The sequence below is a fragment of the Streptomyces sp. NPDC004647 genome, from assembly GCF_040609575.1.
In the GTDB taxonomy this organism is placed as follows: domain Bacteria; phylum Actinomycetota; class Actinomycetes; order Streptomycetales; family Streptomycetaceae; genus Streptomyces.
Window position 1 is genome coordinate 24,597 of record NZ_JBEXKU010000065.1, and the last position, 20,515, is coordinate 45,111.

Annotated in this window: 15 protein-coding genes; 11 read left to right on the forward strand and 4 right to left on the reverse strand. The window is 71.2% G+C overall.

Annotated features, from left to right (window positions below; genetic code table 11):
• Positions 1 to 162: 162 nt before the first annotated feature.
• Positions 163 to 1,602: a gamma-aminobutyraldehyde dehydrogenase gene (locus ABZW18_RS25395; RefSeq protein ID WP_356191364.1), complete on the forward strand. Its 1,440-nt coding sequence runs from the start codon at positions 163 to 165 to the stop codon at positions 1,600 to 1,602.
• Between the two features lie 57 nt (positions 1,603 to 1,659).
• Here ABZW18_RS25395 and ABZW18_RS25400 read toward each other — a convergent pair whose 3' ends face one another.
• Positions 1,660 to 2,349, reverse strand: coding sequence for a glycerophosphodiester phosphodiesterase (locus tag ABZW18_RS25400; protein WP_356191365.1), 690 nt, complete (start codon positions 2,347 to 2,349; stop codon positions 1,660 to 1,662).
• Positions 2,337 to 3,359, reverse strand: coding sequence for an adenosine deaminase (locus tag ABZW18_RS25405; protein WP_356191368.1), 1,023 nt, complete (start codon positions 3,357 to 3,359; stop codon positions 2,337 to 2,339). The genes ABZW18_RS25400 and ABZW18_RS25405 overlap by 13 nt, the downstream gene beginning before the upstream one ends.
• Before the next feature lie 120 nt (positions 3,360 to 3,479).
• Between ABZW18_RS25405 and ABZW18_RS25410 the strand changes: the two genes are divergently transcribed.
• The 7 genes from ABZW18_RS25410 (at position 3,480) to ABZW18_RS25440 (ending at position 11,887) form a co-directional block, all read left to right on the forward strand.
• The gene (locus tag ABZW18_RS25410; protein WP_356191370.1) at positions 3,480 to 4,172 is read left to right on the forward strand and encodes a DUF4190 domain-containing protein; all 693 of its coding nucleotides are present in this window, start codon (positions 3,480 to 3,482) and stop codon (positions 4,170 to 4,172) included.
• 495 nt (positions 4,173 to 4,667) lie between these two features.
• Positions 4,668 to 6,182, forward strand: a complete 1,515-nt coding sequence (locus ABZW18_RS25415) for a gamma-aminobutyraldehyde dehydrogenase (protein WP_356191372.1) — start codon at positions 4,668 to 4,670, stop codon at positions 6,180 to 6,182.
• Positions 6,183 to 6,335: 153 nt separating this feature from the next.
• Positions 6,336 to 7,583, forward strand: coding sequence for a spermidine/putrescine ABC transporter substrate-binding protein (locus tag ABZW18_RS25420; protein WP_356191375.1), 1,248 nt, complete (start codon positions 6,336 to 6,338; stop codon positions 7,581 to 7,583).
• A 41-nt stretch (positions 7,584 to 7,624) separates the two neighbouring features.
• Positions 7,625 to 8,773: an ABC transporter ATP-binding protein gene (locus ABZW18_RS25425; RefSeq protein ID WP_356191377.1), complete on the forward strand. Its 1,149-nt coding sequence runs from the start codon at positions 7,625 to 7,627 to the stop codon at positions 8,771 to 8,773.
• The gene (locus ABZW18_RS25430) at positions 8,770 to 9,687 is read left to right on the forward strand and encodes an ABC transporter permease (protein WP_356191379.1); all 918 of its coding nucleotides are present in this window, start codon (positions 8,770 to 8,772) and stop codon (positions 9,685 to 9,687) included. Before ABZW18_RS25425 ends, ABZW18_RS25430 begins: the two co-directional genes overlap by 4 nt.
• Positions 9,687 to 10,472, forward strand: coding sequence for an ABC transporter permease (locus ABZW18_RS25435; RefSeq protein WP_356191381.1), 786 nt, complete (start codon positions 9,687 to 9,689; stop codon positions 10,470 to 10,472). Before ABZW18_RS25430 ends, ABZW18_RS25435 begins: the two co-directional genes overlap by 1 nt.
• A gap of 5 nt (positions 10,473 to 10,477) precedes the next feature.
• Positions 10,478 to 11,887 (forward strand): FAD-dependent oxidoreductase, encoded by a 1,410-nt coding sequence (locus tag ABZW18_RS25440; RefSeq protein ID WP_356191383.1) that lies wholly within the window; start codon positions 10,478 to 10,480, stop codon positions 11,885 to 11,887.
• 10 nt (positions 11,888 to 11,897) lie between these two features.
• Here the strand turns inward: ABZW18_RS25440 and ABZW18_RS25445 are convergent, their stop codons facing one another.
• Together ABZW18_RS25445 and gabT are read right to left on the reverse strand one after the other, a co-directional pair.
• Positions 11,898 to 12,533 (reverse strand): phosphatase PAP2 family protein, encoded by a 636-nt coding sequence (locus ABZW18_RS25445; protein ID WP_356191385.1) that lies wholly within the window; start codon positions 12,531 to 12,533, stop codon positions 11,898 to 11,900.
• A 389-nt stretch (positions 12,534 to 12,922) separates the two neighbouring features.
• Complete coding sequence (gene gabT / locus ABZW18_RS25450) at positions 12,923 to 14,272, reverse strand: 4-aminobutyrate--2-oxoglutarate transaminase (RefSeq protein WP_356191387.1); 1,350 nt, start codon at positions 14,270 to 14,272, stop codon at positions 12,923 to 12,925.
• 366 nt (positions 14,273 to 14,638) lie between these two features.
• Here gabT and ABZW18_RS25455 point away from each other — a divergent pair, with 366 nt between their 5' ends.
• The 3 genes from ABZW18_RS25455 (at position 14,639) to ABZW18_RS25465 (ending at position 20,411) form a co-directional block, all read left to right on the forward strand.
• Positions 14,639 to 16,774: an ATP-binding protein gene (locus ABZW18_RS25455; RefSeq protein WP_356191390.1), complete on the forward strand. Its 2,136-nt coding sequence runs from the start codon at positions 14,639 to 14,641 to the stop codon at positions 16,772 to 16,774.
• Between the two features lie 140 nt (positions 16,775 to 16,914).
• Complete coding sequence (locus ABZW18_RS25460; RefSeq protein WP_356191392.1) at positions 16,915 to 18,564, forward strand: PucR family transcriptional regulator; 1,650 nt, start codon at positions 16,915 to 16,917, stop codon at positions 18,562 to 18,564.
• 401 nt (positions 18,565 to 18,965) lie between these two features.
• Positions 18,966 to 20,411: an aldehyde dehydrogenase family protein gene (locus ABZW18_RS25465; RefSeq protein WP_356191394.1), complete on the forward strand. Its 1,446-nt coding sequence runs from the start codon at positions 18,966 to 18,968 to the stop codon at positions 20,409 to 20,411.
• The last annotated feature ends 104 nt before the right edge of the window (positions 20,412 to 20,515 follow it).

The window sequence follows — 20,515 nt, forward strand, 5'->3', positions numbered from 1 at the left end:
AGGACTCGACTGTCTGGCAACCCTGGATCGATGAAATTCGTTGTTGAGGTATTCGAATATGACTGATTTCGTAGATCGTGAGTGGCGGGTATGTCGAAAGCGTCGCCACCATGGCTAGGCTGGACGTCTCACCCATCGGACACCTGACAGGAGGGGTGGCAAGTGACCACCGAGCTGCGTCGTTTGCGCAACTACATCAACGGTGAGTTCCGGGACGCCGCCGACGGGCGGACCACCGAGGTGGTCAATCCGGCCACGGGAGACGCCTACGCCACCGCGCCGCTGTCCGCGGCCGCGGACGTGGACGCCGCCATGGCGGCCGCCGAGGCAGCTTTCCCGGCGTGGCGCGACCTCGTACCGGGCGAGCGGCAGAAGGCCATTCTGAAGATCGCCGACGCGGTCGAAGCACGGGCCGAGGAGCTCATCGCCGCCGAGTCGGAGAACACCGGCAAGCCCATCGGACTCACCCGGTCCGAGGAAATCCCGCCCATGGTCGACCAGATCCGCTTCTTCGCGGGCGCGGCCCGGCTGCTGGAGGGTCGCTCCGCGGGCGAGTACATGGAGGGCCTGACCTCGATCGTCCGCCGCGAGCCGGTCGGGGTCTGCGCCCAGGTCGCACCCTGGAACTACCCGATGATGATGGCCGTGTGGAAGTTCGCCCCGGCGCTCGCCGCGGGCAACACGGTCGTCCTCAAGCCGTCCGACACCACCCCGGCGTCGACGGTCCTGCTCGCCGAGATCATCGGCGGCATCGTCCCCAAGGGCGTCTTCAACGTGGTCTGCGGCGACCGCGACACCGGCCGGCTGATGGTCGAGCACAAGACCCCGGCCATGGCGTCCATCACCGGCTCCGTACGAGCCGGCATGCAGGTCGCCGAGAGCGCGTCCAAGGACCTCAAGCGGGTCCATCTGGAGCTCGGCGGCAAGGCGCCGGTCGTCGTCTTCGAGGACACCGACATCCCCAAGGCCGTCGAGGACATCTCGGTGGCCGGCTTCTTCAACGCGGGCCAGGACTGTACGGCCGCGGCGCGTGTGCTGGTCCACGAATCCATCCACGACGAGTTCGTCGCGGCGCTGGCCAAGGCCGCCAAGGACACCAAGACCGGGCAGCCGGACGACGAGGACGTGCTCTTCGGCCCGCTCAACAACGCCAACCAACTGGCCCAGGTCACCGGCTTCATCGACCGGCTCCCCTCGCACGCCAAGGTCGAGGCGGGCGGCCACCGGGTCGGCGACAAGGGCTACTTCTACGCCCCGACCGTCGTCTCGGGCCTCCACCAGGACGACGAGATCATCCAGAAGGAGGTCTTCGGCCCGGTCATCACCGTCCAGAGGTTCACCGACGAGGAACAGGCCGTCACCTACGCCAACGGCGTCGAGTACGCGCTCGCGTCGTCCGTGTGGACCAAGAACCACAGCCGCGCGATGCGGATGTCGAAGAACCTCGACTTCGGCTGCGTGTGGATCAACACCCACATCCCGCTGGTCGCCGAGATGCCGCACGGCGGATTCAAGAAGTCCGGCTACGGCAAGGACCTCTCGGCGTACGGCTTCGAGGACTACACGCGCATCAAGCACGTGATGACGTCCCTGGACGGCTGACGTACGGTCCCCTCGCGGCGGCGCGCCCCGGCATCCTGCCGGAGCGCGCCGCCGTCGTCATGGCGCGGTGGCGTCCAGCAGCCCGCGCAGCGTGTCGATCCGATTGGTGGTGATCGAGTCGACGCCACTGCGCAGCAGGCGCCTCATGGTCCGGCGGGTGTCCGCGGTCCAGGCCGAGACCAGCAGTCCGTCGGCGTGCAACCGGTCGACGAGGTCCGTACCGAGCAGCCCGAACCGGTAGTTGAGCCAGCGCGGGCGGACGGCCGCCAGCAGGGACGGGCGGGGCGGGGCGAGGGTCGTCCAGGTGAGGGCGATCTCGGCGTGCGGGTCCCGGGCGCGGACGGCGAGCATGGCGTTCGCGCCGCCGCAGTAGTAGGCGCGCTCCTCGGCCCCGAAGGTGCGGACCTCGGCGACGGTCGCTGGCGCCGCGGCGGCGTCGGGGAGATCGATCATGGCGCGGGCCGCGGGGGTCTCGCAGATCGCGGCGAGGCCCGCGCGCAGGGTCGGCACCCCGCCGCCGGTCAGCTCCCGCAGCTCGGGAGCGGTGATGTCGGCGAGCCGCAGCTCGTGCTCCCACAGCCGCTCGAGCGTCGCGTCGTGCAGCAGCACCGGCACCCCGTCACGGGTGAGCCGTGCATCGATCTCCACGGCGTCGGCCCCCCGCCGCAGCGCCGAGCGCAGGGAGGGCAGGGTGTTCTCGCGGACGCGGTACGGGTCGCCGCGGTGGGCGACGGCTACTGCAGCCATGCGGCGGTGTACCCGTCGATCTCGGCGGCCAGCTTGTTCTTGGCGGACTCGTCCAGGAAGGACGCCCCGACGGCGTTCTTGGCGAGCTCGGCGAGGCCCGTCTCGTCGAGGTCCAGCAGACGGGCCGCGACGTCGTACTCGGTGTTGAGGTCGGTGCCGAACATGGGCGGGTCGTCGCTGTTGATGGTGACCAGCACGCCCGCCTCGACCATCTCCATGAGCGGGTGCTCGTCGAGGCGCGCCACGGCCCGGGTCGCGATGTTGGAGGTCGGGCAGACCTCCAGCGGGATGCGGTGTTCGGCCAGGTGCGCCAGCAGCCGCGGGTCCCGGGTGGCGCTGGTGCCGTGCCCGATGCGCTCGGCGCCCAGCTCGGTCAGGGCGTCCCAGACCGTCTCCGGGCCGGTCGTCTCGCCCGCGTGCGGCACGCTGTGCAGCCCGGCCGCGATGGCCCGGTCGAAGTACGGCTTGAACTGCGGCCTCGGGACGCCGATCTCCGGCCCGCCGAGCCCGAAGGAGACCAGCCCTTCCGGCTTCAGGTCCACGGCGATCCGCGTGGTCTCCTCGGCGGCCTCCAGACCGGCCTCGCCGGGAATGTCGAAGCACCAGCGCAGGACCACACCCAGATCGGCCTCGGCCGCTCTGCGGGCGTCCTCGATGGCCTCGACGAAAGCGGCGTCCGGAATGCCCCGGCTGGTGGAGCTGAACGGGGTCACGGTGAGCTCGGCGTAGCGGATGCTCTGCCGGGCCATGTCACGGGCGATCTCGTACGTCAGCAGCCGGACGTCCTCCGCGTCGCGGATCAGGTCCACGACCGACAGGTACACCTCGATGAAGTGGGCGAAGTCCCGGAAGGTGAAGAAGTCGACCAGGGCCTCGGGGTCGGTGGGGACCTTGGAGTCGGGGTGCCGGGCCGCCAGTTCGGCGACGATGCGCGGGGAGGCGGACCCGACGTGGTGCACATGGAGTTCGGCCTTGGGCAGCCCGGCGATGAAGGTGTGGAGCTCGGCCATCGGTCCTCCTGGGGACAGTTCGGGTTGCGGCAGGGATCATCGTAGGCAGGGATCGGGGACGCTCGGACGCCGCCTGTGCACAGGCCGTAGCATTGTCGGACGTTCAAGGGGAGAGGGACCATGTCCGACAACGCCGAGAGGCCGCAGCAGCCGCAGCAGCCGGAGCCGCGCGATCCGTGGGCCCCGCCGGAGCGGCCGGTGCCGCTGGGCAAGCCCCGGCCGGGCGGCGTGCCTCCGGCGTCCGCCTCCCCTCAGCCCGGTGCGGCGGGCACCGGCGCGGTGCCGCCGCCCCCGATCGCACCCACAGGACCGGGCGCACCCGGTGGCTACGGCTACGGCTACGGCTCCGGGCCGTCGTACGGCACGCCCCCGTACGGGGCGGGGCCCTACGGCGCGGGCTCCTACGGCACCACCGGTTACGGCAGCGGCAGCCCGTACGGCTACCAGAGCCACCCCGGCGCCGCCTACGGCCAGGGCTGGCAGCCCATGCCGATGCCGCCGAGCAACGGCATGGGCATCGCCGCGCTCGTGCTGGGCATCATCTCCGCGGTCCTCTTCGTCACCACCGTTCTCGCGATCATCCTCGGAGTGCTCGCGATCGTCTTCGGCGCGGTCGGGCGGGGGAAGGCCTCCAGGGGTGAGGCGACCAACGGCGGGCAGGCGCTGGCCGGGCTGATCCTCGGGGTGGTCGGGATCGTCGCCGCCGGGGCCCTGCTGGCCGCGATCATCGTCGACGCCGAGAACGACAGCTACGGGGGCGCCTCGGGCGACGACCCGTTCGCCACCTCACTCGTCGTGGGGGCCGGTCGCTAGTCACGGCGTAGCAAGGGGCGTCATCGGCGACGTCTCCGGCGACGTCTCTGTTGACGTCGTCGTGGGAGCGGGAGTGCAGGGACGGTGCGACGTGCTCCCCGGCCTCCCGTCGGACGGCGGCCCCGCACCGGACGCGTACGGGACTCGTACCGGACGCCGCGGCCATCCCTCGGCGGCCGGGCCGTTCCTCCGAGCTGTCCGGTGTGCGCGCAACGGAGGTGCCCCGGGCGCGCGGACCTCGAACAAGCGCTATCCACGCTCCGCTCTGCGCTCAGTGCTGCCCCTTTCTCCGTGGCGACGGCGCGGCACCCGCCACCGGCCATCCGTATGTGGAACGAGGCCCCGCCCCGACACATTGACCGAATCCGTTGCGTAACCAAAAGGCAACGACGGAATCCCTTGTTGAATGGGCACTGCTCTGTCAGGATCGGCCTTCAAATCGAGCCGGAGCTACGCTGGCCCCCGCCGCACGGGGGCCCGGCGGAGGAGAGCGTCATGAGCAATCCCTTCCAGGCCGAGGACCGCTTCTCGGACGGTGCCCAGTACATCGGCGGCGAGCTGCGCCCCGGTACGTCCGGGCGCAAGCACGCGGTGGTGGACCCCGCCACCGGCGACTCGGTGTACGAGTACGAGCTGGCCGGGACGGCCGATGTCGACGCCGTCGTCGAGTCGGCGGCGCGGGCCTTCCCGGGATGGGCAGGTGCCACCCCGGGCGAGCGCTCCGACGCGATGCACCGCTTCGCGGCCGTACTCGCCGAGCGGGCCGAGGACTTCGCGGACGCCGAGTCGCTGCAGTGCGGCAAACCGATCCGGCTCTCCACCGAGTTCGATGTGCCCGGCACCGTGGACAACGCCGCCTTCTTCGCCGGGGCCGCCCGCCAACTGGAGGGGAAGTCCGCGGGGGAGTACAGCGCCGACCACACCTCCTACATCCGCCGCGAGCCGATCGGTGTCGTCGGCTCCATCGCCCCCTGGAACTACCCGCTCCAGATGGCCGCGTGGAAGGTCCTTCCGGCCATCGCCGCGGGCAACACCGTCGTACTCAAGCCCGCCGAACTGACTCCGCTCACCTCGCTGATGTTCGCCCAGGCCGCCACCGAGGCCGGTATCCCGGACGGCGTCGTCAACATCATCAGCGGCGCGGGCAAGGACGCGGGCGAACACCTGGTCGGTCACCCGGACATCGCCATGACCTCCTTCACCGGCTCGACCCAGGTCGGCAAGCGGGTCGCCGAGATCGCCACCGGCACGGTCAAGCGCCTCCACCTCGAACTCGGCGGCAAGGCCCCCTTCGTCGTCTTCGACGACGCCGACCTCGAAGCCGCGGTGCACGGCGCCGTCGCGGGTGCCCTGATCAACACCGGCCAGGACTGCACCGCCGCCACGCGCGCGTACATCCAGCGCCCGCTCTACGACGCCTTCGTCTCCGGTGTCGCCGATCTGATGGCCACCGTCCGCCTCGGCGACCCCTTCGACCCGGTGACCGACCTCGGGCCGCTCATCTCGCACGCCCAGCGCGACCGCGTCGCCGCATTCGTGGAGCGGGCCCGCTCCTACGCGACCGTCGTCACCGGCGGCGAAGCACCGCAGGGAGAGCTGGCCGAGGGCGCGTACTACCGCCCCACCCTGGTCACCGGCGCCGCTCAGGACAGCGAGATCGTCCAGTCCGAGATCTTCGGCCCGGTCCTCGTCGTCCTGCCCTTCGACAGCGACGACGAGGGCATCGCGCTGGCCAACGACACCCCGTACGGTCTCGCCGCCTCCGCCTGGAGCCGCGACGTCTACCGCACGGGCCGGGCGACCCGGGACATCAAGGCGGGTTGCGTGTGGATCAACGACCACATCCCGATTCTCAGCGAGATGCCGCACGGCGGATACAAGGCATCCGGCTTCGGCAAGGACATGTCCGCGTACTCCTTCGAGGAATACACGCAGGTCAAGCATGTGATGTACGACAACACCGCGGTGGCCAGGAAGGACTGGCACCGCACCGTCTTCGGCGACCGCTGACCGCTGGCCGCTGCCCGCCGACGCCGACCGCTGACCCGAACCGAGCAACAGAGGCGCCGGGCCACCGAGCCCGCCGAGCCACCGAAACCGAGAGACCGGCTGACCCGAGCCACCGGATGACCACCGGCTGACACCCGTGAAAGGGCACAGCACATGGAGCAGTACGAGCCCGAGACCCTGTCCGCGCCCCAGCTCGCCGCCATCCGGCGGAGCATGACCAACGGCCGTATGGCCATGACCCGCCGGTCGATGCTGCGCACCACCGGCGCCGGCGCGCTCGCTCTCGGCGGGCTCGGGGCGCTCTCCGGCTGCGGCATCCCGCCCGCGGGCCGCAGCGAGAACGCGGCCGCGTCCGACGACCACTCCGACGAGGAGAAGCGACTCACCTTCTCCAACTGGACGGAGTACATCGACGTCAGCGACGACAACAAGCGCCGGCCGTCGCTGGAGGAGTTCAAGCGCCGCACCGGGATCTCGGTGAAGTACACCGAGGACATCAACGACAACGTCGAATTCTTCGGCAAGATCAAGCCGCAGCTCGCCGCCGGGCAGGACACCGGCCGCGACCTGATCTGTGTGACCGACTGGCTCGCGGGCCGGATGATCCGGCTGGGCTGGATGCAGAAGCTGGACCAGGCCAACGTGCCGAACGCGTACGCGAACCTGGCCGAGACCTTCCGCAGCCCCGACTGGGACCCCGTCCGCGCCCACTCCTACGCGTGGACCGGCATCCCCACCGTCGTCGCGTACAACGAGAAGGCCACGGGCGGCCGCAAGGTCACCTCCATATCCCAGCTCCTCGAAGATCCCCGGCTCAAGGGCCGGATCGGCATGCTGACGGAGATGCGCGACACCGTCGGCCTGACCCTTCTCGACATGGGCAGGAAGCCCGAGGACTTCACGGCCGACGACTACGACGCCGCGCTCGACCGGCTCCAGAAGGGCGTCGACCGCAAGCAGATCCGCCGCTTCACCGGTAACGACTACATCGACGACCTCAACAAGGGCGACCTCGCGGCCTGTATCGCCTGGGCCGGCGACCTCGTCCAGCTCCAGGCGGACAATCCGGCGATCAAGTTCGCCATCCCCGACGCCGGTTTCATGATGTCCAGCGACAACCTGCTGGTCCCCAACAAGGCCCGGCACAAGAAGAACGCCGAGCGGTTCATCGACTACGTCTACGAGCCAGAGGTCGCCGCGAAGATCGCTGCCTACATCAACTACGTGTGCCCGGTCGACGGCGTACGGGAAGAGCTGGCGAAGATCGACAAGGAACTCGCGAGCAATCCGCTGATCCTCCCCGACAAGGCGATGGCCGAGAAGGCGCACAACTTCCGGCTCCTCTCCTCCAAGGAAGAGACGGCGTTCGAAGAGAAGTTCGCCAAGCTCATCGGCGCCTGACGGCCCGGACTTCCCGCCCAAACGAACCTGGACTGCCACCCATGACGACAGAGAACACCGGCGGAGACGTCCGCCTCACCGGGATCAGCAAGACGTACGGCACCTTCACCGCCGTCCACCCGCTCGACCTCTCCGTGCCCGCGGGCTCCTTCTTCGCCCTGCTCGGGGCATCGGGTTGCGGCAAGACCACCACCCTGCGCATGATCGCGGGTCTGGAGGAGCCGACGACAGGGACGGTGGAGATCGCCGGCAAGGACGTCACCGCCCTGCCGCCGTACAAGCGCCCGGCCAACACCGTCTTCCAGAACTACGCGCTCTTCCCGCACCTCGACATCTACGAGAACGTCGCCTTCGGGCTGCGCCGCCGCCGCATCAAGTCCGTGAAGAAGCAGGTCGAGGAGATGCTCGAGCTCGTCGAGCTCGGGCCGATGGCGCGCCGCAAGCCGCACCAGCTCTCCGGTGGCCAGCAGCAGCGGGTCGCCGTCGCCCGCGCGCTCATCAACCACCCCCAGGTGCTGCTGCTCGACGAGCCGCTGGGCGCCCTGGACCTGAAGCTGCGCCGCCAGATGCAGCTCGAGCTCAAGCGCATCCAGACCGAGGTCGGCATCACTTTCGTGCACGTCACCCACGACCAGGAAGAGGCCATGACCATGGCCGACACCGTCGCGGTGATGAACGCCGGCCGCGTCGAGCAGCTGGGTGCCCCCGCCGATCTCTACGAGAACCCGAACACCACCTTCGTCGCCAACTTCCTCGGCACCTCCAACCTCATCGAGACCGAGGTCGCCGAGGCCACCGGCGACGACCTGCTGCTCAAGGCCGGGGATGCCAAGCTCCGGCTGCCCGCGCAGCGCTGTTCCACCGCGGCCCGCACCGGCGGGAGGATCCTGGCCGGCGTACGTCCCGAGAAGGTGTCCCTGGCCCACGCCGACGAGGAGGGCTCCCTACCCGAGGGGCGGAACCGGATCACCGGCCGTATCGCGGACGCGAGCTTCGTCGGCCACTCCACGCAGTACGTCGTCCACAGCCCGGCCGCCGGTGAGCTGTCCGTCTACGAGCAGAACATCGAGCGCGACGCCCGTCTCGTGCCCGGAGCCGACGTCGTCCTGCACTGGAACCCGGCCCACACCTTCGGTCTCGACGCCACCCAGGACATCGAGGCGGGCACGGACATCGAGGAGGGCTCGTGACCGTCACCGACGCGCCCCCGGAGCCCGCGCCCGCCGTACGGAAGCCCTCCGGACGCAAGCGGCTGGTCCCGTACTGGCTGCTGCTCCCCGGCATCCTGTGGCTGCTGGTGTTCTTCGCCGCACCGCTCGTCTACCAGGCCTCCACCTCCGTGCAGACCGGCTCCCTCGAAGAGGGGTTCAAGGTCACCTGGCACTTCGCGACCTATGCGGACGCGCTGGGCGAGTACTACCCGCAGTTCCTGCGCTCGGTGCTGTACTCCGGCACGGCCACCCTGCTCTGCCTGCTGGTCGGCTACCCGCTCGCGTACACCATCGCCTTCCGGGCGGGACGCTGGCGAAACCTGGTGCTGATCCTGGTCATCGCACCGTTCTTCACCAGCTTCCTGATCCGTACGCTCGCCTGGAAGACGATCCTCGCCGACGGCGGCCCGGTGGTCGAGGTGCTCAACACCCTGCACATCCTGGATGTCACCTCCTGGCTCGGCGTCACCGAGGGCGAGCGGGTACTGGCCACGCCGCTCGCCGTGATCTGCGGACTCACGTACAACTTCCTGCCGTTCATGATCCTGCCGCTCTACACCTCCCTGGAGCGGATCGACGGGCGGCTGCACGAGGCGGCCGGCGATCTCTACGCCAAGCCCTTCACGGCCTTCCGCAAGGTGACGTTCCCGCTGTCCATGCCGGGCGTCGTCGCGGGCACGCTGCTCACCTTCATCCCGGCGACCGGTGACTACATCAACGCCGAACTGCTGGGCTCCACCGACCAGAAGATGGTCGGCAACGTCATCCAGTCGCAGTTCCTGCGGGTGCTCGACTACCCGACGGCCGCCGCGCTGTCCTTCATCCTCATGGCGGCGATCCTCGCGATGGTGACCGTCTACATCCGCAAGTCCGGGACGGAGGACCTCGTCTGATGCGCCGGCTCCGACGCAATCTGGTGGTGATCGCGGGCGCGCTGACGCTCGCCTATCTGATCCTGCCGAACGTCATCGTCATGGTCTTCTCCTTCAACAAGCCGCGCGGCAGGTTCAACTACGAGTGGCAGCAGTTCTCCACCGACGCCTGGTCCGACCCGTGCGGTGTCGCCGACCTCTGCGGATCGCTCTCCCTCAGCCTCCAGATCGCGGTGTGGGCGACCCTCGGCGCGACCCTGCTCGGCACGATGATCGCCTTCGCCCTCGCCCGCTACCGCTTCAAGGCGCGGGGCGTGGTGAACACCCTGATCTTTCTGCCGATGGCGATGCCCGAGGTGGTCATGGCCGCCTCGCTCGGCACGCTGTTCCTCAACGTCGGGGCCGACTTCGGCTTCTGGACCGTCCTCATCGCGCACATCATGTTCTGCCTGAGCTTCGTCGTGACGGCGGTCAAGGCACGTGTGATGAGCATGGACCCCCGGCTCGAGCAGGCCGCACAGGATCTCTACGCCTCGCCGCTGCAGACGTTCCTGCGCGTCACCCTGCCCATTGCCGCGCCCGGCATCGCGGCCGGCGCGCTGCTCTCCTTCGCCCTGTCCTTCGACGACTTCATCATCACCAACTTCAACTCGGGCTCGACCGTGACCTTCCCCATGTTCGTCTGGGGATCGGCGCAGCGCGGTACGCCCGTGCAGGTCAACGTCGTCGGAACGGCGATGTTCGCGGTCGCGGTCCTGTGCGTACTCACCGGTCAACTGCTCGGCAAACGCCGCAAGAGGAGCTGAAAATCATGGCCACAGCCGCCATGAATCCCGCCATGTCCCTGGCCGACGCCCAGCCGGTGCCGTACTGGCTCGACGACCCGGACAAGCCGCGCGCCCGCCCCGCCCTCGTCGGCGACGAGCACTGTGACCTGCTCGTCGTCGGCGGCGGGTACTCCGGACTGTGGACCGCGCTCCTCGCCAAGGAACGTGACCCCGCCCGGGACGTGGTGCTCGTCGAGGGCAAGGAGGCCGGATGGGCCGCCTCCGGCCGGAACGGGGGATTCTGCGCAGCCTCCCTCACCCACGGCTTCGCCAACGGGCTCGCCCGCTGGCCGGACGAGCTGGCCAAGCTGGAGCTGCTCGGCCACCGCAACCTCGACGAGATCGAGTCCGCCGTGGCCCGCCACTCCATCGACTGCGCCTTCGAACGCACGGGTGAGATCGACCTCGCCACCGATCCGCACCAGGTCGCCGAGTTGCGCGAGTCGGCCGAAAAGGCCGCCGAGCTCGGCATCGACCTGTCGTATCTGGACCGGGACCAGGTACGGGCCGAGGTCGACTCGCCGACCTTCCGGGCCGGCGTCTGGAACCGTACGGGCGTGGCGATGCTCAACCCCGCCCGGCTGGCCTGGGGCCTCAAGCGCGCCTGCCTCGACCTGGGCGTACGGATCTACGAGCACTCGCCCGCCGGTGAACTCACCGCACGCGGCGGGGGGATGTCCGTGACCACGCCGTACGGCCGGGTCCTCGCCCGCAGGGTGGCGCTCGGCACCAACGCCTTCCCGTCCCTGGTGCGGCGGGTGCGCCCGTACATCGTCCCGGTGTACGACTACGCGCTGATGACCGAGCCGCTGAGCGACGAGCAGCTGGCGTCGATCGGCTGGAAGAACCGCCAGGGACTCGCCGACAGCGCCAACCACTTCCACTACTTCCGGCTGACGGCGGACAACCGGATCCTCTGGGGCGGTTACGACGTCATCTACCACTTCGGCGGCAGGATCGCCGAGGACTACCACCAGCGCCCGGAGACGTATCTCAAGCTCGCCGGGCACTTCTTCCGCTGCTTCCCGCAGCTCGAGGGCCTGCGCTTCAGCCACACCTGGGGCGGCGCCATCGACACCTGCTCCCGCTTCTCACCGTTCTTCGGCACGGCCCACGGCGGCCGCGTCGCCTACGCCCTCGGCTACACGGGACTGGGCGTCGGCGCGACCCGCTTCGGCGCGGACGTGATGCTCGACCTGCTGAGCGGCGAGCGCACCGAGCGCACGGAGTCGGAGATGGTCCGTTCGAAGCCGCTGCCGTTCCCGCCGGAGCCGGTGCGCTGGGCGGGTATCGGCATCACGCAGTGGTCGCTCGCCCGGGCGGACGCGGGCGGCGGGCGGCGCAATCTCTGGCTCAGGACGATGGACCGGATCGGTCTGGGCTTCGATTCCTAGGGCCCGTATCTCACCGGTCCGACGGTTCCGGAGCGGGTGAGGTGTGCGGCCGCGGCGCGGCTCGTCCGAGGACCGGACGGCTGACGGCGTACAGCAGCGCCCCGAAGAGGAGCCAGCTGGCGAGGACGTCCAGGGGCCAGTGGTAGCCACGGCGGATCAGTCCGGCGGCGACCACGAGGTTCAGCAGGACGGCCGCGGCCGCGAGCAGGCGGCGGGCCCGGGCCCGCCGCCGCGGCACAGCGGCGAGCAGCAGGGCCGCCATGCCGTAGGCGACGGTGGCCGTCGCCGCGTGGCCGGAGGGGTACCAGCCGTACCCCTCCGCCGGGCCCAGCAGTCCCGGGCGCCCGATCCAGAGCTTGAGGGGGACGACGACCGCCGGGACGGCCCCCATCGCCAGGGCCGCGGCCAGGGGAGGCAGCCACCAGCGGCGTACCCGGGTGCGGAAGCCGCGCCAGGCGGCCCAGCAGATCGCCGCTCCCAGTACGGACACGGCGATCGGCGCGTTGCCCAGGTCGGCGCAGAACTCGGCGATGGGCGAGTAGCTGTGCGGACGGGACAGGATCCGCCCCGCCCGCTCGTCCGGGGCAAGCAGTGGGCCATCGGCCGCCACCTGCCAGGTGACCAGGGTGAAGAGGACCGCGCACAAGGCCGGAACCAGAAGAGGGAGAAATGCCGGACGCCCCGGAACAGGGGGGAGAGTTCCGGGGCGTCCGTTGCGATCGGTGTGCCGCGCGCCCCGGGGGGTGTGGGGCGGGCGGCCATCCGATCGGTGAGGAGTTCCGGAGCCAGAGGCTCCAGTCGTGTGCGCGAGGGCACAGCCGGGCCGGAGCTGGGGATGCACCGACTCGACATCGCCCGCAGTCTCCTGCGAGCGGGGTGTTTCTCTCATCTGCTGAGACCGTACGCTTCCAGGAGCGGACCGGACAGGTGAAACACCCGTCCACCATGGGCTTCCCACACATTCTTCACGAGTCCCATGATGCCCGGCCACGACCCGGGAAGCCGGGGCGCGGCCGGACCGGCGCGGCGTGCGGATCAGAGCCTGGCGAACGCGCTCTCGAGGATGTCCAGGCCTTCGTTCAGCAGGTCCTCGCCGATGACCAGCGGCGGCAGGAAGCGCAGGACGTTGCCGTACGTGCCGGTGGTGAGGACGAGCAGCCCCTCGGAGTGGCACGCCTTGGCGAGCGCGGCCGTCGCCTCCGGGTTGGGGTCCTTCGAACCGGACTTCACCAGCTCGATCGCGATCATCGCGCCACGGCCGCGGACATCGCCGATGACGTCGTACTTCTCCTGGATGGCGGTGAGGCGCGGCTTCATGATCTGCTCGATCCGCTGGGCCTTGGCCTTGAGGTCCAGCTCGCGCATGGTCTCGATGGCACCGAGGGCTGCGGCGCAGGCCACCGGGTTGCCGCCGTACGTACCGCCCAGGCCGCCGCTGTGCGCGGCGTCCATGATCTCGGCGCGGCCCGTGACGGCGGCGAGCGGCAGACCGCCCGCGATGCCCTTGGCGGTGGTGATCAGGTCCGGGACGATGCCCTCGTCCTCACACGCGAACCACTGGCCGGTGCGGCAGAAGCCGGACTGGATCTCGTCCGCGACGAAGACGATGCCGTTGTCGCCTGCGAACTTCACCAGCGCGGGGAGGAAGCCCTTGGCCGGCTCGATGAAGCCGCCCTCGCCGAGGACCGGCTCGATCACGATCGCGGCGACGTTCTCCGCGCCGACCTGCTTGGTGATCATGTCGATGGCCTGGGCCGCAGCCTCCTCGGCGCAGTTCTCCGGGCCGGTCAGCCAGCGGTAGGGGTAGGCCACCGGCACGCGGTAGACCTCGGGCGCGAACGGGCCGAAGGAGTGCTTGTACGGCATGTTCTTGGAGGTGAGCGCCATCGTGAGGTTCGTCCGGCCGTGGTAGCCGTGGTCGAACACGACGACCGCCTGGCGCCTGGTGTGGGCTCGGGCGATCTTCACCGCGTTCTCCACCGCCTCGGCGCCGGAGTTGAACAGCGCCGACTTCTTCGCGTGGTCCCCGGGAGTGAGCTTGGCCAGCTCCTCGCAGACCTCCACGTAGCCCTCGTAGGGGGCCACCATGAAACAGGTGTGCGTGAAGTCGGCGAGCTGGGCGGAGGCACGGCGTACGACGGCCTCGGCGCTGTTGCCGACCGAGGTCACGGCGATGCCGGAGCCGAAGTCGATGAGCGAGTTGCCGTCCACGTCCTCGAGGACACCGCCGCCCGCGCGCTTGGCGAAGACCGGCAGCACGGACCCGACACCGGCGGCGACCGCTGCGTTCCGGCGGGCCTGCAGCTCCTGGGACTTGGGCCCGGGGATCGAGGTGACGACACGGCGCTCCTGCGGGAGCGTGGGGCCTCCGGCGGTTGCGGTCATGGTGATCTCCTGTGCTCGTGGGTGCTTCGTACGGGGATGAACGTGGTCTTACTCACGCAGGCTAGGGCCGGGGAGCGGTGCGGTGCATGCTCCGTTCGGTAGATCTGGGCGTGTCACCTTGTCCGTGGCGGATATACCGGCGCCCAGGCGGCCGCCGGGCCTTCTCCGGCGGGGCCGGATCCACGTCGGTCCCGGCCTGGGCGTCACGGCCGCTCCCGGGGCCGGGTGCCGGGCCCGTCCTCTCCCGCCGGCGGCCGGCAGGCGCTCGTCGCTCCTTCAGGACCGGTGAACTCCCCTGGCAGGGGCACTAGATTGAGGCTTGGCGCGTAAGCAGACGCCTGGCTGGTGAGGGGACGAGGGCAGTACATGGACACCGAGGGCACCCACGACTCACGCGAAACGCGATCCAGCCACGTGCCACGGCCCCGGCCCGCCGGTCCGCCCCCGCGCCCCGTACCGCCGCCCCGTCCGGCCGCCCCGCCCGAGCACCCGGGCCAGGCGTTCACCACGTGGCTGCGCACCCCGCGTGCAGAGACCGAGCCCGGCATCTGGAGGTACGGCCACCGGCCCAGGCCCCGCGAGGAGCCGGACCGCATCCCGGGCCGACAGCTGATCAGCGGCGCGGTCATCGCCTTTCTCATCGGGTGGCTCATCTGGTCCCTGCTGTGGAACGGCTATCTGGGGTCGTACTGGACCTGGCCGCTCGCGGTCCTCACTCCCCATGCGTGGCAAGTGGGGGAGACAGCGGGCAAAGAGGTGGCCTACGCGGTCGTCACGTACGTCTACTACGCGCTGTGGGTGGCCGGTCTGGCCGTCTTCTCCGCTCGCCTCGGCCGCTGGGCGGAGATCTGGCGCCGGTACGGGGCGCCGGTGCTGCACCGGATGTGGGACGACACCTCCGCCCAGCTCCCCGTGAGCCCGCAGAGCGACCCCGCCGAGTGGCCGGAGCTGCGGGAAGCCGGAGCCGGGGCGGCCGCCGACCGGCTCGCGGACGAGGCACGCTCCGGCCGGATGAACGATGTGGACCACGCCCGGATCGACCGCGCCTGGCAGTCCGTACGTGCCCGGCCGACGCGCCTGGCGGCCTTCACGGACACCGTGCAGCGCCACGGAGCGGCGGCGTGCGCGCACCCGTCCGGCGCGCGTGACCTGCCCCTCCGCACCGCCCGCCACGACCTGCTCGCCCGCCAGGTCCGCATCGGCACCGCGGCGGACGACCAGCGCAACCCGCACCAGCACCGGGGTGCGGGCTTCGCTCTCGACCCCGGCCTCCTGGGCACCTCGCTGCTGGCCGTCGGCCCGCCCGGCTGCGGGAAGACCAGCCATGTGGTGCGGCCGGTACTGGAGTCGCTGTGCCTCCAGGCGCTCGCCGGTCAGGCGGCGGTCGTCGCCGTCGGGGCCGCGGGGGCCGGACTCGCGCCCGATGACGCGTTCGATGTCGTGATCAAGATCGGACGGACTGACTCCGATTACGACCTCGACCTCTACGGCGGCACCACTGATCCCGACGAGGCGGCCGCGGTCCTCGCCGAGGGGCTCATCGGAGACCTCGCCGCGACCGATCCCGCGGCAGACAGCCGCCGCGCCGCCACCGCACTCGCCCAACTCCTCGGGCCGTACCGCGCCGTCCACGACCGGTTCCCGTCCGTGCCGGAGCTGCGGGAACTCCTCGACGGCTCGGCCGCGGCCCTGGACGCCCTCCGTACCGCACTCGAGGAGGCCGGGCAGGCCGCACAGCTGCGCGAACTCGACGCGCGCGAGCGGCAGTCGGGCCGTCCGGGAGACGCGGGGGCGCTGCTCGCCGACCGGATCGCCCTCCTCGACCGGCCCGCCTTCGCGGGTTTCTTCGACCCGACGGGGGAGAGCCGTCCGTTCTCGCTGCGCGCCCTCGAACACCCGCTGCGGGTCCGTATCGACCTGCCCGAGCGCGGCCACGCCGAGGCCTCGAGGATGCTCGCCCGCCTGGTGCTCGCCCAGTTCACCGAGTGCACCGCGGCCCGTACGGACCGGTCGCTCTTCGCCTGCGTCCTCCTGGACGACGCGACGCACACCGTCACCGCGGACGCGCTGCGCGGCATCCAGCGGCTCCGCTCGGCCAACGCCGGGGCGGTGCTGACCCTGCGGACCCTCGATGACGTGCCCGAGACGCTGCGCACCGCGCTGCTCGGAGCGGTGGGCTGCCGGATGGCCCTGGCCGGGGTGACGACCTGGGACGGCGCTCGGTTCGCCGAGGTGTGGGGCAAGGAGTGGGTCGAGACCCGCGATGTCACCAACCGCCAGATCATCGCGGACGAGCCGTTCACGCGGGTGGTGCACACCGTGCGCCGGCTGGTGACCGGGCGGGCCGTGACGGCCGAGTCCGTAACCGTACGGAAGGTGGAGCGCGAGCGCTGGTCCGCCTCCGAGCTGGCGCACTCGGTTCCCGCCGGCCATGGGGTCCTCTCGCTGACCACGGTCCGCGGCGCGCACGCCGCGCCGGTCCTGGTCGACCTGCGGTCCTGAAGGGCAAGCAAGGGCACGCGCAGCGCGCTCGAAGCGCACTCGCCTGCCGAGTCCGTGGACGGGTCCCGCGGATTCATCCGCTGAGGCAGAATCGGTAGCAGCCGTTCATACGGGACGGCGAAATCGTCGCTGAAGGTGCCATGCCTCCCACGCTTGCCTCCCTCGTCCACCACTCCGCGCTCAAGCTGGTCGTCCGCGCGGGGGAGGACCGGCTGGAGACGGCTGTGCGCTGGGCGCACGTCAGCGAGCTGGACGATCCCGTCCCGTACATGGAGGGCGGGGAACTGCTGCTCACCACCGCCATGAAGCTCGACGCCACGGACGCGGACGCGATGCGCCGGTACGTGCGGCGGCTCGCCGACTCGGGCGTCGTCGGCCTCGGCTTCGCCGTCGGCGTCAACTATGAGGACATCCCGCAGGCACTGGTCGACGCGGCCCGGGAGCAGGATCTGCCGCTGCTGGAGGTCCCGCGGCGCACGCCCTTCATCGCGATCAGCAAGGCCGTCTCGGCGGCCATCGCCGCCGACCAGTACCGGGCCGTCACCGCGGGGTTCGAGGCCCAACGGGAGCTGACCCGGGCCGCTTTGAGCGCCGAGGGCCCGACCGCTCTCCTCTCCCGGCTGGCCGCGCACACGGACGGGTGGGCGGCGCTGTACGACGCCTCCGGCGCGGTGGTCGCCGCCGCCCCCGAGTGGGCGGCCCGCCGCGCCGCCCGGCTCGCGGGCGATGTCGAGCGGCTGCGCGAGCGGCCCGCCCCCGCCAGCGCGGTGGTCGGCGTCGGCGACGACCGTGAGGACCGGGTCGAACTGCAGTCGCTCGGGACCGGCCGCCGGGCCCGCGGCGTACTCGCCGTCGGCACCGGCGCACCGCTGGGGACAGCCGAGCGGTACGCCGTGCACTCCGCGATCGCCCTGCTCACCCTCACCACCGAGCGCTCGCGCGCCCTGTTCGAGGCGGAACAGCGGCTCGGCGCCGCCGTGCTGCGGATGCTGCTGGCCGGCGAGCCCGAGCACGCCCGGACCGTGGCGGGCGAGCTGTACGGCGGCCTGCTCGACGCGCCGTTCCGGGTGCTCGCCGCCGAAGTCGCACCCGGCGCCGCACCCTCGGCCGAAGGCGCCACGAGGTCCGGGGAGGGCGAGCCCGACCCCGACCCCCTCGGCACGCTCGCCGATGCCCTGGAGTCGGCCGCTGCCCGCAACGGCGAACCCGTGCTGGCCGTACCGGCCGGTACACGCCTGACCGTGCTGGCGCCCGACGGCGGGGCGGCCGTCGCGGCCTGCGCGGAGCACGCCGCGGCCCTGGAGACCCGGCGCGCCGTGGCCGGCCGGTCGCATGAGCCGAGCGGCGCGGCCGAGGACCACGAACCGGTCATAGGCCTCTCCGCCCCGGCGGGCCCCATAGCGGCGGCGAACGCCTACCGGCAGGCGGAACAGGCCCTGTCCGTGGCCCGCCGCCGCGGCCGGGTCCTGGTGGAGCACGAGCAGGTCGCCGCCGGATCCGTCCTGCCGCTCCTCGCGGACGACGCCGTACGGGCCTTCGCCGACGGCATGCTCCGCGCCCTCCACGAGCACGACGCGACCGGCCGCGGTGACCTGGTCGCCTCGCTGCGCGCCTGGCTCTCCCGCCACGGCCAGTGGGACGCGGCCGCCGCCGACCTCGGCGTCCACCGCCACACACTGCGCTACCGGATGCGCCGCGTGGAGGAGATCCTCGGCCGCTCCCTGGACGACCCCGACGTCCGCATGGAGCTCTGGCTGGCCCTGAAGGCCACCTCGTCGCCAACGGATTGACCCGCGCCCGGCCATGCGTCGGCCCGGCGGACGCGCTGCCGGTGGCGTGCGGGTGGCCGCCGAGGCGAGTGCGGGAGCGGGTGGCCGGGTGCGCCGGGCGGCCGGCGCAGACCGCCCGCCCCGCATCCGCGGCCCGCCCCGCATCTCGCGGGGCCCGGCGAATCGTCCGCCGCGCAGCAGCCCGGACAGGCTCAGACCCCGAAGCCCACCGCAGGTGACAAAGCGGCGCGGGAACCCGTCGCCATCACTCCACCTCGGACAAACGCCATTTGCCGTCCCGACCCCTACGGTGGGGGCCAGAGCGTTGTCCGGATGCTCGGGCCGGGCCCGCGACGCCGGCACACCCGCTCTGCGCTAGCCCACCGCACATCCCCACCACTTCGGAAGGGCCGGGATCCGCTGTGACCACACACCACGCGTTCTGGCTCGCCGGCCGCGAGGCGACCGGCGACGATACGTTCGACGTCACTTCCCCCTGGGACGGCAGTCTCGTCGGCACGGTGAGCGTTCCCACCGAGGCCCAGGTCGAGGAGGCCGTGGCCGCCGCGCACGCGGTGCGCGACGAGTTCGCCGCGACACCGGCCCACGTACGGGCTGCCGCGCTCGACCATGTGTCGCGCCGGCTCGTCGAGCGCACCGAGGAGATCGCCCGCCTTGTCTCCGCCGAGAACGGCAAGCCCCTGAAGTGGGCGCGCGGCGAGGTCGGCCGCGCCATCTCGGTGTTCCGGTTCGCGGCCGAGGAGGCCCGCCGCTTCAACGGCGGTGAGGCTCAGCGGCTGGACTCCGACGCCGGTGGCGTCGGCAGGCTCGCCCTGACCCGTCGTTTCCCCCGCGGCGCCGTGCTCGGCATCGCACCGTTCAACTTCCCGCTCAATCTCTGCGCGCACAAGATCGCCCCGGCAATCGCGGTCGGCGCGCCGATCATCCTCAAGCCCGCTCCGGCGACCCCGCTGTCCGGTCTGCTCCTCGGCGAGCTGCTTGCCGAGACCGAGCTCCCGGCAGGCTCCTGGAGCGTGCTCCCGGTGGCCAACGACCGCATGCCCGCTCTCGTCCAGGACGAGCGGCTGCCGGTCATCTCCTTCACCGGCTCCGACAAGGTCGGTTACGCGATCATGGAGTCGGTGCCGCGCAAGCACTGCACCCTGGAGCTCGGCGGCAACGGCGCGGCCATCGTCCTGCCGGACTTCTCCTCCGAGGCCGACCTGGACTGGGCCGCGACCCGTATCGGGACCTTCTCCAACTACCAGGGCGGCCAGTCCTGCATCTCGGTGCAGCGGGTCATCGCCGACGCCTCCGTGTACGACCGGCTCGTGCCGAAGGTGATCGCGGCCGTCGAGGCCCAGGTCACCGGCGACCCCTCGGACGGCGCGACCGATGTCGGCCCGCTGGTCAGCGAGGACGCGGCCAAGCGCGTGGAGTCCTGGGTCGACGAGGCCGTGCAGGCCGGCGCGCAGCTGCTCACCGGCGGCAAGCGCGACGGTGCCTCCTACACCCCGACCGTGCTCGCCGACGTACCGGCCGATGTCACGATCTCCTGCGAGGAGGTCTTCGGTCCGGTGCTGACCCTGCAGAAGGTCGACGGCGAGGCCGCCGCCTTCGCCGCCGCCAACGACTCCAAGTACGGCCTCCAGGCGGGCGTGTTCACGCACGACCTGCAGACCGCCTTCCGGGCACACCGTGCGCTCGAGGTCGGCGGCGTCATCATCGGCGACGTCCCCTCGTACCGCGCGGACCAGATGCCGTACGGCGGCGTCAAGCAGTCCGGTGTCGGCCGTGAGGGCGTGCGCTTCGCGATGGACGACTACACCTACGAGCGGGTCATGGTCCTGACCGGCCTCGACCTCTGAGCCACCTCCCCGAGGTCCGGCAACTCCGGCAGTAACTCCGGCGGCCGGGGGCGCGCCCCACAACCAGGGCCCCCCCCCCCCCCGGTTAATGTAAAACCAAAAAG